A 15,521-nucleotide genomic window follows, 5' to 3' on the forward strand; every position below is an offset into this window, starting at 1 on the left:
GTCATGGTCACGCCACCCGATCCAGGTCGGTCATGGTGACTTCGTGCAGGAGCGGGCGGCCAGTCACCAGCCGCTCGAGTTCGTCCACGGCAGACGCACCCAACCGGGCCAGTTCGTTGCCGTGCGACCCCGCGATGTGCGGGGTGACGAAGACATTCGGCAGGTCGAACAGCGCCGAGTCCGGATGCAGCGGCTCGGGGTCCGTGACATCGAGTACGGCGGAGATCCGCCCACTGCGCAGCTCGCCGATCAACGCATCGGTTTCGACCAGTTCGCCGCGTGCCGTGTTGATCAGTACGGCGCCATCCGGGAGCAGAGCGAGGCCGGCCCGGTCGATCATCTGGTGCGTCTCCGGAGTCGACGGCGCGTGCACGCTGACGATGTCGCTGGTCGCCAGCAACTCCGGCAGGCTCACCCGCGGTACGCCGAGGTCCTCGGCGTACGGGTCGTAGAGGCAGACCTCGAAGTCGAACGGCCGGAGCAGTTCGATCACCTGCCGGCCGATCCGGGAGGCGCCGATGATGCCGACCCGGCGGCCGTAGTTCCCCAGGTCGGGATGGATGTAGGCGAGGGTGAACGACCGCCCGCTGCGATAGTGCTCGCGGAGCGCGAAGACGCCCTTGCCGGCCAGCAGGATCGTGCCGAGCGCGTACTCCGCGACCGGGATCGCGTTCGCCGCCGCGGCCGAGGAGACCAGGATGCCGCGCTCCCAGACCGCGGACCCGACATGGGCCTTCACGCTGCCGGCGGCATGCAGTACGGCGCGGAGCTTGGGCGCCCGGGCGAGGAACTCCGCGTCCAGCGGCGGGCATCCCCAGCCAGTGATGAGCACCTCGAGGTCGTCGAGCCGGCCGGCCACCCGCGGGTCGTCGAAGTTGTCGACGACCAGGTCGGTGTCGATCGCGGCGAGCTCGCCGAGCCGCTGCCGGACCGTCGATGGGAACAGCAGTGGCCAGTGCTCCGCGGCGAGGGCGAACAGCGCCACCGGACGATCGGTCACGGGCGGTACTCCGATCAGCATCAGGAATAGAAAGCGCTATCTACGCTAGGACGAAGATCTGCGAACCGTCAACAGTCCACCGTCGGCGTGTAGCTGTGGGGTTTCCGTGGAGCCGGGGCCATTGTGGTCTTGTCGCGTTCCGCCGAAGAGGGCTATGGTCTGGCGAACGTTTTCTATGACCGTCGACTCTGTGTGGTCCCGCCCGCCGCCCGTCTGTCCGTCCACAGGCCCTCCCGCCCGAAGGAGAGCGTTGATGAAACGTTCCGGCCGTCTAGCCCTCCTCCTGTCCGCCGCCCTAGCCCTCTCCGCCACCCCCGCCGCAGCAGCCCCCTCCCCCACCGCAAGCGCAGTACCTGCCGCCGCGACCGCAGCATCTGCCGGCGCTGCACCCGCCGCCGCACGAGCCGGCGCAGCGGTGCCTGCCGCACCAGCCGCCGCCGTCGCGGGTGCTGAGGGATCGGGTGCCGTGGCTGACGGTGTTGTCGACCGGCTGACCTTCGGGGACAGTGCGTCCGAGTCCGCGCACGGCCTCGCCGCCCCGTTCAGCACCGTCGTCACCGGCGCGCTCGACCAGTCCGCCCGGATCGCGAAACCCCTCTCCCCAGTCGCCAACCACCTCGGCGACCTGCGCTTCGTCGCCGAGGTCGCCCCGGCCGCGCAGAACTACCTCTCGCTGAAGTTCTGGGGCGAGGACGTCTCGCCGTACCGGACCGTCGTGTACGTCGACGGCGCACAAGCCAACTACCGCAACAGCGGCGACTACGAGCCGATCAACCTCGGCACCGGCAAGGCACTACCCGGCCGGTTCTTCATCGCCACCACAATGTTGCCGCTGGCATCAACCAAGGGCCGGACGCAGGTCGAGATCATCCTGCGGACGTTCAACAACGCCATGACCGGCAACGCCAGCAACGACTCCCGTGGCTACTACGCGGCCGCCGTACACACGCAGCCGAAGGTCGACCTCGGTGAGACCGGCACACAGCCAGCACCCAAGACCGCGCCTGCGCTCACGCCCGAGCAGGGACAGGCGACGATCGACGGGCTGCGCACCACGCAGGTCAACCTCTTCACCACGTTGGCGGCCAAGTCGGACGCCGCACCGAACGCCACGCTGTCGATCACCCGATACCAGGACGAGCTGCGCTACTACGCCGAAGTCCTCAGCACCGAGTGGTCACCGGCGAAGACCCCGGACGAGAAACGTGCTGCCCTGGAACGGATCTTCAAGTCCGTCGACAACTTCACCAAGCAGTACTACGGCAACGTCAAGAGCCTCGGCAACGGCGGCCACCAGTCCGACTGGGGTGGCTACTACGGCGCCCTCGGCGAAGCCCTCTACATTGTCGACAATCTGATCGCCGACGACAGCATTTACGGCTCCACCCAGTTCACCTCGTTCCTGGCCGAGCCGTTCGTGACCGGCACGGTCGACGGGCCGAACAGCATCGCCGGCGTCGACTGGACCGGCGGCCAACTCACCCGCGGTGAGGCCTGGGAGCGCGTCCTCAAGGCGAACTACGACTTCGCCCGTTCGCGCCTGTCGTACATCTACAACCAGATGATGTACACGTACGAAGGTGCCTGGAAGGCGCACGAAGGCCTGCGGGTGATCGGATCGCGGTTCTACGAGGGCAAGCAACGCAGCTACCGGATCGCTGGTGAAGCGCTCGGCTTCGAACCGTTCCTCGGCGAGGAGGTCCTAGTCGGTCCGGACGGCGCCAATCTCGACCTCTACCACTCGCTGTTCCAGCACGACCAGAACGCGGTCTACACCGACGATTACCTGCAGATCGTGATGAAGGGGCTGGCCAAGAGCAAACTCGATGCCAGCGGCAACGTCGTACGCAGGACGCCGTACGGCGTGCACTACTACGGAGTGACCCGGGACGGGCAGACCCGCGAGAACGGGTACGTCGGCAGCTACGGTGAGTCGACGAACTACCTGACCTCGTGGTTCTTCCGCACCCTCGGCCACGCGGGTGACGAGAAGCTGAACGACGAGATCCTCAAGCTCGCGCTCCGCGTCCTGCACGCTCGCGGCCAGACGCGGCACCAAGGCCGCGATGCGAACGGCAACCGGGTCATGTACATGGAGCAGGTTGTCGACGATCGCACCGTGCAGTACCCGGGCAAGATCGCGTACGCCGCCGACACCGGGACCGGCCGCGGTCTGGCCTTCGCCTCGCTCGAGCACTACATGGCGCAGCACAAGGCGAAGTACTCCGGCCTGGCCTGGACGCAGTACTGGCGCTATGCCACCGAGGCTGTCGGGTACACCCAGCAGCAACTTGTCGACAATCAGTACTTCCCGTACTTCAGCAGCGTGCTGAGCAACCACAAGTACGACCTCAGGATCGCCGAGACCTACGCCTACCTGACCAAGGAACGCGGACCGGCCGGTGTGGTCCTGCCGCACACCGACCTCGATCTCTTCACCGATGACGAGCTGGCCAGGCTCGGAGTGAGCCGGGACGACGAGAAGCGCACCGCCTGGGTCGATGTGGACAACATGTTCGTCTCCGTGCACGACGGCGACGTCGACCTGCTCGGCAACCTGATCGAGCGGAACAAGGGCTACCTGGGCAACGGCCGGCTGCACGCGCAGTACGGCGACCACGAGCAACTCGTCCAACTGCAGACACAGGGAGTCTTCGAGTCCAAGGAGTACTACCTGCGCGCGGCGTCGGACGAGGACCCGATGTTCCACGACCGCTATACCGACGCGGACCGTCCGCTGGCGATGGCCGGTGAGCTGCTGCCGATCACCTACCAGCCCGGGGTCGGCACGATCAACCGGGACAACTGGGTCCAGGACAACCCGTACTCCGGCTACCCGAACCTGCTCACCGCGCAGTACGGCAAGTACTTCTTCGCGATCAACTCCACGCGGAGGGCCTACGGCAACGAGCACACGTACCCGGTCCGGCTGCCGGCCGGATTCAACGGAACGCAGGTACGCGACCTCGTCTCCGGCCGCGACCTCCCCGTCGTCCACGGCGTCGTCGTGCTGCAGCCGACCCGTGGCGTGGTCCTCGACCTGGGCACCGAGGAGGTTCGTCCGGACGACCCCAGTGCGGTCGACGTGGCTGTGACCACGCCGGGCACGAAGGCCGTCGGCCTGACCTGGCGCGATGCGGCGGGTGCAACGTCGTACACGATCGGACGCTCGGTCAGCCAGAACGGCCCGTTCGTCGCCGTTGCCACCGATGTTCGCAGTACGTCGTACGTCGACAAGGTCCCGGGTGACGGGACGTACTACTACCGGGTGACGCCCGTGAACGCGCAGGGTGCCGGTCGCGGCGCCGAGGCGAAGGCTGTCGTCAAACCCTCCTGGCTGAACGACCGCTGGCGAGCCGACACGATCGGCGCGGGTGCGGCCGGCAAGGTCTCGGCCAAGGATGGCGCAATCACTGTGACAGAGGCCGGAGGCAACGGATTCGGCGGCGGTGACGACAGCGTGATCTACGACCGCTGGAGCAAGGACTCGCTCACCATGGTGAGTCGGCTGGCACAGGGCGGCACAGCAGTCTCGGCCAAGCTGGGTGACGGTACGACGCGAGGCGTGATCCTGCGGGACAGCACAGCGCCGACAGCCCGGTATGCGTTCCTCGGTGCGGACGCGACGGGCGCGCTGACACTCAAGTTCCGCGCCCTGGACAGCCGAGCGGACATCGGCACCGGGACGGCCGGTCAGAACGCCGCGGGCGGTGTCACGCGGAGCCCGTTCGTCCAGCAATTGAAGGGCTACACGGTTGCCGACTACCCCTACGTCAAGCTCGTGCGGATGCCGCAATCGGACCGGGTCCTGGCGTTCCTGTCCAAGGACGGACAGCAGTGGTCGCAGGTCGGCGAGGCCTCGGTGCCGATGGTCGACGTGGTCAACGCCGGTGTGGCCGCGGACCGATCCGGCAGCTTCACGCAGGTGAGCGTCGTACCCGTCGCCCCGGATCTCGTCGTTGCCTGGGGCAAGTTCCTGGACCGCGACGGCCTGGTCACCTGGACGAAACCGAAAGAGGCGATCGCGTTCGACCTCTACCGGTCACGGGATCGGGTGTCGTGGGAGAAGCTGCTCGACAACGTCTACGCCACCTCGTTCACCGACACCGTGTACGGCGGTCGGATGTCCTACCGGGTGGTGGCCCGAAAAGTCGACGGCCGGACCTCGACGTCCGAACCGGCGTACCTCGATGCCGACTCATTCGCGACGGTGCTGCAGAAGGCCCGCGCCGTACCGGCCGACGACTACACATCGGCGAGCTTCGCGCAGTTCAAGGCGGAGGTGGACGCCGCCGAGGCTGCGAGCAGCGACCCCGAGGAGACTCGGATCAAGCGCGTGTACGACGCCTATCCGCTGCTCGTCCCGGTCTACAAGCACAGCTTCGAGCCGAACGAGGCGGACATCTGGTCGCCGGCCGGGACCGGACCGTACGTCCGCACCATCGCCGAGGACTACGCCCGGACCGGAACGCGATCGCTCTACTTCACCAGCACCGACACCACGGCGAACGGCTCGTACAACCTGCTTTTCCACAGCCGCAAGCAAGGTGTGTCACCGTTCAAGGCCAAACCTGGCACGACGTACAAGGTGTCGTTCTGGTACCAGCTGCAGGACTACAAGCCCGGCGCAGGCCTGGGTGCGTACTACTTCGTCAGCTCGCGCAGCGGAGGCAGCCAGCTCGGCACTGAGCAACGCAACTGGCTCCCGGCCGGTGACACGGCTGCTGGCCAGTGGAAGTCGTTCGAGCGCACCTACACCACAGTCGGGGACGCGTCGGTGGACAACATCTCGATCGATCTCGGCTTCAGGGGCGCGTTCGGCACGTTCCGGGTCGACGACGTCCGGGTCGAACCGGTCTGACCTTCAGCCGGTGGCGTAGCGCATCCAGCGGTACGCCACCGGTTGGCCGGCGTTCCACTCGTCCATCTCCTGCTGCGAAACGTCCACGAAGCCGACGTTCAGATAGGTCTTGATCGCTACTGCGTTGTCGGACCTAACCCGCAGGAAGATATCCGGGTGACCGGCTGCGATCGCCGGCTTCAGCAGCGCCCGGACCAGCTCCGCCCCGATCCCCTTGCCGCGCTCGGACGGATCCACGATCAGCCGGGCCAGCTCGACCTCCTCGTCGTCGAGCCACACCTCGCCGTACCCGACCGGCTGGTCGCCGGCGAAGAACAGGTACGACTGGATGTCAGGATCGATCTTCCGCCAGCTCCTGATCAGGTCCGCCGGGAACGGGTACTCCTCGCGCCCGGACAGCAACGCCACTTCCCGCGCGTCTCCGGCCCACCCCGCGACCAGAGCGCCGTACTCATCCGTGAACCCCCGAAGCTCCACGCCCGTCCCCTCCGCAAACTCCGCGATCGCGCTCACCAGTTCCCCCAGGTACGGCGGGAATCCGGGCACCGGCGGCTCCGGACGAGAACGACCGTGCCGCTCATCCGTGGTGCGGGGGGACCTCGCGCAGGAAGCGCTCGTCGTCATCGCCGCTGGGGTCGTTCTCGCCCCAGGTCCGCGGGTCGTCGTCGCGGGTCTGCTCTGGCAGCAGCGGCTCGTCGTCCTCGTACGGGCTGGTCATGGCTCCAGATTACCGAGTCGCCGCGGCTGTCCGGTATCCAGTTCACCGTGAACCACCCCGGGCGGCAACTGGTGCCCGGTCGCGGCCTCGATCAGCGGCGCGATACCCGGTTCGCCTTGCCAGCGGTCGTTCCCGAGCACGCACCACGCGGTCAGCACCGACAACGTCGGTGTCGCCAGCCCGGCCAGCCGCAACGGCTCCGCGTTCTGGAAACCGAACGTGATCGTCCAGTTCGCCGGATCGGGGTAGAACTCCTGCACCGCGCTGTAGTAGAAGCTCATCCAGCCACGCTGCGGCAGCAAGCAGAGCAGCCGGTAGTTCGTCGCCACGGTCGGGACTTCCTGCAGGTCGCGCCACATCAGCTGCATATCCCGTTTGGCCGCTGCCTTCCGGCTCGCGTTGACCGCAGCGTTCGCCGCCATCATCCCGAGCACGACACCCGGTTTGCCGAGGAACAGGCCGCTGTTGTGCGTGTAGCGACCACTACCGCCGTACAGGCGTGCATAGTGCGCCGGAGTGTTGACGTAGGCGACCTCACCCTGCTCGAGGACAAGGCCGTACATGGTGAGTGATTGCGGAGCGTTGCCGCCCATCAGCCAACGGGCCCAGTCGATGCCGAGCTGCCACTCGTCGCGCTCGCGCTGCGCCGTCGCCTCGTCGTTCTTCTTCCGGCCCACGGCACAGCATCGTAATCAAGGCCGAACAGCGCGTGTACGTTACAGGTGTTTCTCGGTTGCCGCACGATCTGTCGACGTGACCGGAACGACGCGCCGCCGTGATGCTTCTGGCACGCCGGACGAGACCCCCGTCGACCATCATTGATGACCTTGCCAACCCGGAAGGACCGAGTCGTGAGTGCATTACGGACACGGGGCCTGATCGGTGCGACGCTCGTCGTGGCTGTGCTCGGAGTTACCGCCGCCTGCGGTAACGAGAGTGCCACGTCCCCGCCCGCCGCCCAGCCCACGGAAACCCCGACCACCCCTTCGCCGCCCACCCCCAGCGGCACACCCAGTATGGACTGCCCCGACACCATCGCGGCGGTACGCGCAGCCACCGACAAAGTCGTCTGGGGCAAAGGCGCGGCGACGTCGCTGTTCCAGCCGGTCAGCGTGGCCATCTGCCAGTTCGACGCCAAGGCGTCCGGGCAGGACTACGCGACCGTCAGCACAAAGCGCAACAGCAAGCAGGCCACGGACCTGTTCGCTCTGGTGAACGCTCCGAAGCCCGTCGCCAAGAAGCCGACCTACTGCACGCAGGAGCTCGGCCCCACCTACGTCCTGCGGTTCACCGACAACGACCGCGGCGTGCTGTCCTACACCGTGGAGACTTTCGGCTGCCGCCGCCTGGTGGCGACCTCCCTGGAGGGTCAGGGCAAGCCCGGCGAGCTGCCGGCTCCACGCCAGGTGTCCCCCGAGCTGATCAAGTCGCTCGGACTGCGCTGACCCTGCGCCGGATGCGCCCCCCGAAGCCGTCCGGACCGGGGTCAATCCGCGCCTGCCTTGCGGGTCCCTCCCTGGGGTCGACCCGCAAGGCAGGTAGCGGCCTTGCCACTACGTGGTGGAAGCTGCAGCGTGTGCCTGCGACTGATCCGGCTTCTCTGCGCGCTACTGCTCGTCTGCACGGCCTGCTCCTCGCCGGAAGAAGGCTCCGCATGCCCTGACGGCTTCACGTGTACGACGCTCCGCGTGCCACTTGGCGCTGAGGGTCAGACACTGGAGCTGGCAGTGGCCGCTGCAGACAACGTGGATGCACCACGTGGCGTGCTGCTGATGCTGACGGGTGGTCCGGGCCAGCCAGGTGTTCCCCTGCTGCCGCGTGTCCGCAACACCCTTCACCCTGACGTGCTGCGCGAGTACAGGCTCGTCATGTTCGACCAGCGCGGTACTGGCTCGTCCGGTATCAACTGCCCTTCACTGCAAGCAGCCGTGGGTGGTTCGGACTTTCTGACCGCGCCTCCCGGGGTTGTCGAGGACTGCGCCCAGCAAGTCGGCTCTGGGCTCGGGTACTACGGCACACCGGACACAGTCGAAGACATCGAACTGCTCCGCGAGCACCTCGGTGTCGACCGGCTGACGCTGGACGGGACGTCGTATGGGAGCTTCACGGCAGCGCAGTACGGGCTGAAGTACCCAGACCGGGTCGCGTCGCTCGTGCTGGACTCAGTGGTCCCACACAAGGGCATCGACCCGTTCGGCGTCGACCTGATGGCTGCGACCGGCGGCGTACTCAAGGCAGCCTGCCGCCAAGACCCTGCGTGTACGACGGACCCGGTCGCGGACCTGGCGTGGTTGGTGCAGCACGGTTCAGTCGACGGCACGAGCCTGATGGAGAGCCTGTCGATCTCCAGCCTCAATACGGTCAACCCATCGCTGAGGGGGATCCCGGCGACTCTCCACGCGGCCCGCAACGGCGACGACGCAGGCTTGAAGGAGTTCCTCCAGACAGTGAGCAGCAAGGGCCTCGGGTACGACGTACTGTCGGCCGGACTGCACCTGGCCACGCTCTGCTCGGACCTGCGCATCCCCTGGTCGGGCGGGGCAGTGAGCGCTCTGGAGACCGCCGTACGACGCCTGGACGCTCAGCGGCTGTATCCCTACGACGTGCGGACCGCCCGTCGGCAACTGATCGTGGACGGGTGTTTGCGGTGGCCGGCCGCGCGGATGTCGACGTACCCAGCTACTGCCGAGTTGCTGCCGCGGACGCTCATTCTGCACGGCAGCAACGACCTGTTCTGTCCGGTGGAGTGGGCTCGGTGGGAGCAGGCGCATGCCCGGTCAGCCCGGCTGGTCGTCGTACCCGGGAGTGGGCATGGCGTGCAGCGGGACCAGCGTGGGCAGGACGAGGTTCGCGCGTTTCTGCTGGGCTGAGACTCAACTGTGTGCGAATGGTTGCAGCACCCTGGGCTACTCGATGCGTCTACTAGGTGTGAGGTGTTGTACGCCCAGCTGGGGAGTGGCGAGTGGAGTTCGAGGAGTACGTGTCCGCGCGTGGACAGGAACTGGTGCGGCTCGGTTTCACCGTCTCCGGCGACTATCAGCGAGCCGAAGATCTGGCCCAGATCGCGTTGATGCAGGCGTTCCGGTCGTGGCGGAAGGTACGGAAGGCGGACGATCCGCACCATTACGTCCGGCGGATCCTGATCAACGAGTACCTGTCGATGACCCGGCGGCGATCGTTCACCGAGGCACCGACAGCCGAGATCGACCCGCCGCACACAGTGCCCGATCCCGCCACCGACATCGCGAACTCCGACGACCTCTGGCGAGCGCTCGCTGAGTTGTCGGCCAGGGAGAGGGTCGTGCTGGTCCTGCGGTACTACCAGGACCTCGACGACCGCACGATCGCCGACGTACTCGGCATCAAACCGTCCTCCGTCCGGGCGACCGCCAGCAGGGCGCTCGCCACACTGCGGAAGACCAGGCAGACCCACCATGTGTGATGAGAGGTTGTCGTGAGCAACACCGATCTCGAGGACGACCTGCGGGGAACCTTCGACCGTGCCGCGGCCTCGGTGCCGCCGGCCACCGGCCTGACCGAGCGGGCGTCGACGGGTGCGCGTCAGGCCCAGCGTCGTACCTGGATCATCTCCGGAGCCGCCGCCGTGGCGGTCGCTGCCGTCGCCGTCGTCGGATTCAGCCTGGGTGGACGGAACGCGCCCGTGCAGCCGCCGGTCGCAGGCGGTCGGACGCCGTCCGCATCGACCTTGGTCCAGGCGGCGCCCTCGGCGCAGAGTGTGTCCGGGACGTGGCGGGCGGTCCAGATGGCCGGGATGACCTCGCTGAAGGCGGATCGGCCCGACGATCCGGTGCTCGTGCTCAAGGCCGACGGGACGTGGACCGGCTCGGACGGCTGCAACGGGCTGCAGGGGACGTACGCGATCGGGCAGCGCGGCGAGTTCGCCGCCACGATCGGCCCGCAGCGGTTGGTCGGCTGCGACAACGTGCAGCACACGGCCGTCCTGCAGGACGCCGACCGGATCACTCTCGACGCCGACACGCTGAAGTTCTTCGGGGGCGACGGGCGTGAACTTGCGAGCTACGCTCGCGCACGGTAGTCAATTTTGCTCGCTGACGGTGATCGGCTCTTGACTGAATGAAGTCTCTGACCGGACCATGGATGCGGCCGTCCACCGATCTGGGGAGCTACGTGCGACTCTCAGTTACCGTCCCGCTGCTCACACTCGGCTCAGTAGCACTCTTCGCGGTCGGCCTCACGGCGTCCGTGGCTGCCCCATCCGCTGCTGGGGCGGTGTGCTCGCACGCCCAGCCGAGTGCGAGTTCGATCCAGTCCCAGCGGCTCGCGCAGCCGACGTCCGCATCGGATCCGCGGCCGCTCGGCGAGACCCTCGGCGAAGGCATCAGCATCGCCGTACGGTCCCTCGAGCCGCTGGACGCCACCGGCCGGCCCACGTCCGGACTGCCCTACGGGTTGAGCCAGGGCGTGATCGGCGTCGTCGGTTCCGCCTCGACCGGCTACAAGGTCGTGGTCGACAGTTCGGCGCTGGACTCGCGCAGGTACGAGGCCGCGATGGCCCGTAACGTCCCCGCGGCCGACAAGCAGATGGTCGGCATCGAACGCAGCTGCCGCTCGGCTCGGGAGATTGCGGAAGCCTGGAACTCGGTCGGCGCCCGGTCCTGGTCCGGCGACGCCTCTCGTACGACGTTTGCCGCCGACCTCGACCCGGTCAGCGAGGACATCGTGGTCGAGTACGACAGGGCCACCACCTCCGCCTCGTCGCTGGAGGGTCTGCGCGGTCTGTCCGGCGTACAACTCGTCGAAGGCTCGCTGGCACGGACGTCCCGTCTCAACGACACCCCGAAGGGCGGCCACTGGGGCGGTGCCCGGATCACCTCGGCCCTGAAGAACTGCACCGCCGGCTTCTCCGTCGTACGGCGTTCCAACGGCCAGCGCGGGTCCGTGACCGCCGGCCACTGCGGCGGCGTGGGGACGCTGTGGAAGTCGGGCTCGAACTACTACGGCACCACGTCGGTCCGGATGAACTACCCCGACTACGACCAGGCCTTGCTCACCGGCAGCGCGTACGGCCCGAAGATCTGGACCGACGGCCCCGGCGACTCCGCCAACACCCGCACAGTCAAGGGCGGTGGCGACCCCGGCGTCGGCACGGTCGTCTGCCAGTCCGGCAGCTTCAGTACGTCGCTGTGCGGCATCACCGTCCGCTCCACGTCAGCGAAGTACTGCGACACCGACGGCTGCACCACCTACGTCATCCGCGCCACCCGCGGCGGCCAGATCGCCATCATCGGCGGCGACTCCGGCGGCCCCGTCTACACCCGTTCCGGCTCCACCGGCGCCACTGTCCGCGGCATCACCTTCGCCGGCGCAGGCTGCGCGTCCTCGCGCTGCACCACCCTCTACGCCGAGCGCTACGCCTCCATCAGCGGCCACCTGGGCGTCACCGCCCTCACCGGCTGACGACTAGGACCACACCGCCAGACTGCTCGCCGAAGGCCCGCCGCAAGATCGCGACTCCCCTGACGGATGATGAGCCCCACCCCCAGGTCCGCTAGGCTTGCCACCGGCCGCCCACCACGGCCCACCTCAGTGCGCCCCCGTAGCTCAGGGGATAGAGCGTCGGTTTCCTAAACCGTGCGTCGCAGGTTCGAATCCTGCCGGGGGCACAAATCGGCGTCTGACCTGGGATAGACAGACTGTTTCCAGGTCAGGGCCGGACTCCCCCGGCTAGTAACCAAGGCCATGCACACACAGTTTCGGGTAAGCGGATCGGTCCGTCCGACACCCGAGGAGCACCAGCGCATGACCACCGTTCCAAGCCGCGCGCCGCACCGACCGGCGCGCACCCTCCGGGCCGTGCCCGACACTGCGGGCCAGTCGGCCCGCACCGAACAGCGCGACCTGTTCGCCGACTCCCTGCGAGCCGAGAACAGCAAGCGAGGCAAGCCCTACAGCGAGCGCACCATCGGCGCGTACCTGGATGCCGTCGATTCGCTCGCCCGCTGGCTCACCAGAACAGGCCACCCCGATGGATTCGACACCATGACCATCGGCCAGTTCAACACCTACCTCGCCGACTACCTGAAGGGCCACACCCTCGGCGGCACCGTGACCAAACAGGGCAACCTGCGGATGTTCCTCAAGCACATCGCCGAGGAGTACGACACCGACAACCTGTGGACGCATCCCAAGCGGAACAGTTATGGCCGCCATGAGGCGCACCCACCGGTCCTATCACCCGACCTGATCACCGCCTTGCTCAAGGTCACCAGCGGCAAGACCTTCGAGGACCGGCGCGACCACGCACTCATCCGGGTCCTGCTCCACGGGCCGCGCCGAACCGAGGTCACCAGCATGCGGGTCGAGCACCTGGACCTCGCCTCGGTCATCCGCACGTTCGCCGTGATCGGTCTGAAGGGTCGGCCGAGTCGGCGCATCGACCTGGGCGATCGTGACGTACTTGCTCTGAAGCGGTGGCTCAACCTGCGCGCCAGGCACCGGCGTATCCGTACCCCCGGCGAGGGTGCGCTCTGGATCGCGGACAAGACCGGCGCAGCGCTCAAGGGTGATGGCATCTACCAGATGCTTCGCCGCCGAGCGGTCCAGGCTGGCTACCCGCCCGAGGTGATCAGGCCGCACCTGTTCCGGCACACCATGGCCCATGAGGCGCTGTCGTCCGGCCTGTCTGAGTCCGAGGTGATGGCCAAGGCCGGTTGGAAGGATCGCGCGATGGTGGACCGCTATGGCGCAAGCATGGCCGAACAGCGAGCCCTGGAAGCGTTCGCGCGGTCAGGCTTCAGCGACCGCTACTGACCCCAGTCACAGCGCCCCGGTGCCCGACATGCGTCAGGTACCGGGGCGCTGGCGTGTCCGGCCCCGGTGCGCCGCTGAGCGGGCCGTCATCGGCTCGCCTGGCCTCGTGTCAACCTTGCCCTCAGCGGCTCAGATCGGCGCTCAGCGGGTCGTCAGCAACTGACCGAACCGGGAAGGGTGGGGGGACCTCTCGCGCGCGCGAGGCAGCGACAACCCCCGGCCAAGCATCTTTGCGAGGCCGTAGGTAATTGATTCTTCAATCTCTACGTGATGAGGGGTATCTCGATGCCCTCCGGGACAAGGATCCTGTCCTGCGACCGGCTCGGTCCGGCGAAGAAATCGCGAAGAGTCTCGCGGTGGTCCCAGAAGCCGACGTAGGTGAACTGAGCGAGCGCCCAGATGCGGGATTGCTGCCAACTCTGGACAGAACCACTGAGGACAGCCAAGCGGTGGTCCATCGGCACCTCGGCCCCATGCACCAAGCCAAAGGTCGTGAAGACGTGGTCATATGCCTGTCCACGTGACGTGCGTGCGCCGGTCTGGACGAGAACCTGCCGCCGGTCGACCGTGTCAATGCTGAGGGTTGGCCGCACGACCAGGCCGCCGGGGAATCTGATTGTCGGCTTTCGCCGCACCTTCACCACGGCGTTGACGGTGCGGAGGTAGTCCTCCACCTCATCCGACAGCGCTCGGCCGCGAGCCTGTTTGGGAACTGCGACTAGGCGCAAACCATCGATCGCCAGCATTGCGTCTGCAAGATGGTTCACAGCGTCGGCGGCCAGTTGCATCTCTGCCTCTACGTACAGGCGATCGTCAACCTCGCTCAACCCATACTCCTCCAGGGCGAGGTTCCACAGCGATGGCAGCAGAGAGTCGTCCGCGTCGAAGCCGCCGTCGCGGAGCCGCAGCATCGTAACTCCGCCGTCGCTGGCGAAGACGTTGTTCTCCTCATCGACTCGGACCAGGATTCGCAGCGGCTCGGAGTCCGGCCACACTCGGCCTGTACCGAGTTCAAGGACATCGGAACGATTCGGCACTGGACGACAGGTCCAGCCATAGCGCTCCGTAAGAGCTGAGATGACAGGCGCTAGGTCCTTACAGGTGGTCATGGCACGTCCCAGAGGGTCGTCGTCATCGGAGCGGGTGTGGACAGCGGCGGATCGGTCCACCTGTAGTCGCTGGCAAAGTTGATGCCGACCTCCTTCGCGAACGCCTCGAAGATCGCACGGTAGTCGTCAGGAGCGTTGGGGGGCACGGAAGGGTCATGTGGGATGTCAGTTGGCGTATAGGCAACACGGTTCTTGTCGGCGACGCTCCACAGGTGCTTGTGCGTTGCACGATCCCAAAACTGTCCATCCGGGTTCCTGTGGTCGTCCCGCAGATCGAGGCGGCGTATGGTCGCGGGCTTCTCATGGTGAGCCTTGTTGCCCCATGTCAGGATCCAATGTGATTGCCACGGCCGGTCGAGGACGATCCGTCCATCGAGGTACAGGCGCTCACCGAGACTGTTACTGATTTCCACCTTGCACCGCGCCCGTATTGAGCTGCCCTGACGGGTGTCCTCAATGAACCACTCGACGGTTCCACTTATCACTTTGTTGATGTCGCCTTCGAGCAGATTCTTCGCCTCTGGATTGGTCAGCCTGCGAAAATTCTCTGCCGATTGGATCGCCTTTGGCAGCGACAAGTTGCTCACAGGGGACCACGCCCGCACCGCGAAGTGCACCTTCTACAGGCCATCCCCGGCCCGGCGCATCCTCGACGCGCCGCTGAAGGCAGACCCATAGGTCCCCGCACCCTGGACATCTGGTCCATACCCGCCCCTTCCCCTCCGGTCCACTATCGAGATGGAGCGCCGATACGTTACCCAAGCACTGATCGGCGGATAGCGCGGTCAGTCGGCGGGGATCTCGTAGGTCAGCTCGTAGCGGTTGCCGGCCAGAGTCATGTCGTTGACCTCGACGGCGCGGCCGGTGCGGTCGTACGCCACGCGCCGGATCACGAGAACCGGCACGCCGCCCGCGGCCAGTTCCATCGCCCTGGCCTCGTCTCGGTTAGTACGACAGCCGGACTTCGTGATGGTCGGCGTGGTGACGCGACGCGAAGCGGCCACCGCGTGATCATGCCGGGCTTGTGTGGAGTCCAGATGA

At 66.9% G+C, this 15,521-nt stretch carries 14 protein-coding genes and 1 tRNA gene; 8 read left to right on the forward strand and 7 right to left on the reverse strand.

What is annotated here, in order from left to right:
* Nucleotides 1-7 precede the first annotated feature (7 nt).
* Entirely contained in the window at nucleotides 8-1,000 is a 993-nt protein-coding gene (locus EV652_RS08550) for a hydroxyacid dehydrogenase (protein ID WP_132208435.1), read from the reverse strand.
* Nucleotides 1,001-1,466: 466 nt separating this feature from the next.
* Between EV652_RS08550 and EV652_RS43970 the strand changes: the two genes are divergently transcribed.
* Nucleotides 1,467-5,861: a carbohydrate binding domain-containing protein gene (locus EV652_RS43970; RefSeq protein WP_158441115.1), complete on the forward strand. Its 4,395-nt coding sequence runs from the start codon at nucleotides 1,467-1,469 to the stop codon at nucleotides 5,859-5,861.
* A gap of 3 nt (nucleotides 5,862-5,864) precedes the next feature.
* Here the strand turns inward: EV652_RS43970 and EV652_RS08560 are convergent, their stop codons facing one another.
* The 3 genes from EV652_RS08560 to EV652_RS08565 are packed head-to-tail and all read right to left on the reverse strand — an operon-like array spanning nucleotide 5,865 to nucleotide 7,256.
* Nucleotides 5,865-6,407 (reverse strand): GNAT family N-acetyltransferase, encoded by a 543-nt coding sequence (locus tag EV652_RS08560; protein WP_242001638.1) that lies wholly within the window; start codon nucleotides 6,405-6,407, stop codon nucleotides 5,865-5,867.
* Between the two features lie 31 nt (nucleotides 6,408-6,438).
* On the reverse strand, nucleotides 6,439-6,579 hold the full coding sequence (locus EV652_RS44520) for a hypothetical protein (protein ID WP_199238064.1): 141 nt from the start codon (nucleotides 6,577-6,579) through the stop codon (nucleotides 6,439-6,441).
* Nucleotides 6,576-7,256, reverse strand: coding sequence for a hypothetical protein (locus EV652_RS08565; RefSeq protein WP_132208436.1), 681 nt, complete (start codon nucleotides 7,254-7,256; stop codon nucleotides 6,576-6,578). Before EV652_RS08565 ends, EV652_RS44520 begins: the two co-directional genes overlap by 4 nt.
* Nucleotides 7,257-7,430: 174 nt before the next feature.
* Here EV652_RS08565 and EV652_RS08570 point away from each other — a divergent pair, with 174 nt between their 5' ends.
* From EV652_RS08570 to EV652_RS08600, 7 genes are all read left to right on the forward strand, one after another.
* Complete coding sequence (locus EV652_RS08570) at nucleotides 7,431-8,024, forward strand: hypothetical protein (RefSeq protein ID WP_242001639.1); 594 nt, start codon at nucleotides 7,431-7,433, stop codon at nucleotides 8,022-8,024.
* A 282-nt stretch (nucleotides 8,025-8,306) separates the two neighbouring features.
* Nucleotides 8,307-9,449 carry an alpha/beta hydrolase gene (locus EV652_RS08575; protein ID WP_132208437.1) on the forward strand — a complete coding sequence of 381 codons (1,143 nt, stop codon included), beginning with the start codon at nucleotides 8,307-8,309 and terminating at the stop codon, nucleotides 9,447-9,449.
* A 92-nt stretch (nucleotides 9,450-9,541) separates the two neighbouring features.
* Nucleotides 9,542-10,021, forward strand: a complete 480-nt coding sequence (locus tag EV652_RS08580; RefSeq protein WP_132208438.1) for a SigE family RNA polymerase sigma factor — start codon at nucleotides 9,542-9,544, stop codon at nucleotides 10,019-10,021.
* Between the two features lie 12 nt (nucleotides 10,022-10,033).
* Nucleotides 10,034-10,636, forward strand: a complete 603-nt coding sequence (locus tag EV652_RS08585) for an META domain-containing protein (RefSeq protein ID WP_132208439.1) — start codon at nucleotides 10,034-10,036, stop codon at nucleotides 10,634-10,636.
* 92 nt (nucleotides 10,637-10,728) lie between these two features.
* Nucleotides 10,729-12,018, forward strand: a complete 1,290-nt coding sequence (locus EV652_RS08590) for a chymotrypsin family serine protease (RefSeq protein ID WP_242001640.1) — start codon at nucleotides 10,729-10,731, stop codon at nucleotides 12,016-12,018.
* A gap of 133 nt (nucleotides 12,019-12,151) precedes the next feature.
* Nucleotides 12,152-12,224: transfer RNA gene (locus tag EV652_RS08595), tRNA-Arg, on the forward strand.
* A gap of 190 nt (nucleotides 12,225-12,414) precedes the next feature.
* Nucleotides 12,415-13,371, forward strand: coding sequence for a tyrosine-type recombinase/integrase (locus EV652_RS08600; protein ID WP_158441116.1), 957 nt, complete (start codon nucleotides 12,415-12,417; stop codon nucleotides 13,369-13,371).
* A 263-nt stretch (nucleotides 13,372-13,634) separates the two neighbouring features.
* Here EV652_RS08600 and EV652_RS08605 read toward each other — a convergent pair whose 3' ends face one another.
* The 3 genes from EV652_RS08605 to EV652_RS08615 form a co-directional block, all read right to left on the reverse strand.
* Complete coding sequence (locus EV652_RS08605; RefSeq protein WP_132208441.1) at nucleotides 13,635-14,480, reverse strand: DUF1828 domain-containing protein; 846 nt, start codon at nucleotides 14,478-14,480, stop codon at nucleotides 13,635-13,637.
* Nucleotides 14,477-15,067, reverse strand: a complete 591-nt coding sequence (locus tag EV652_RS08610) for a hypothetical protein (RefSeq protein ID WP_132208442.1) — start codon at nucleotides 15,065-15,067, stop codon at nucleotides 14,477-14,479. The genes EV652_RS08605 and EV652_RS08610 overlap by 4 nt, the downstream gene beginning before the upstream one ends.
* A 198-nt stretch (nucleotides 15,068-15,265) precedes the next feature.
* The coding region (locus EV652_RS08615; protein ID WP_132208443.1) for a UTRA domain-containing protein at nucleotides 15,266-15,521 on the reverse strand (256 nt) is incomplete at its 5' end.

The organism is Kribbella steppae (genome assembly GCF_004342025.1).
GTDB lineage: Bacteria > Actinomycetota > Actinomycetes > Propionibacteriales > Kribbellaceae > Kribbella > Kribbella steppae.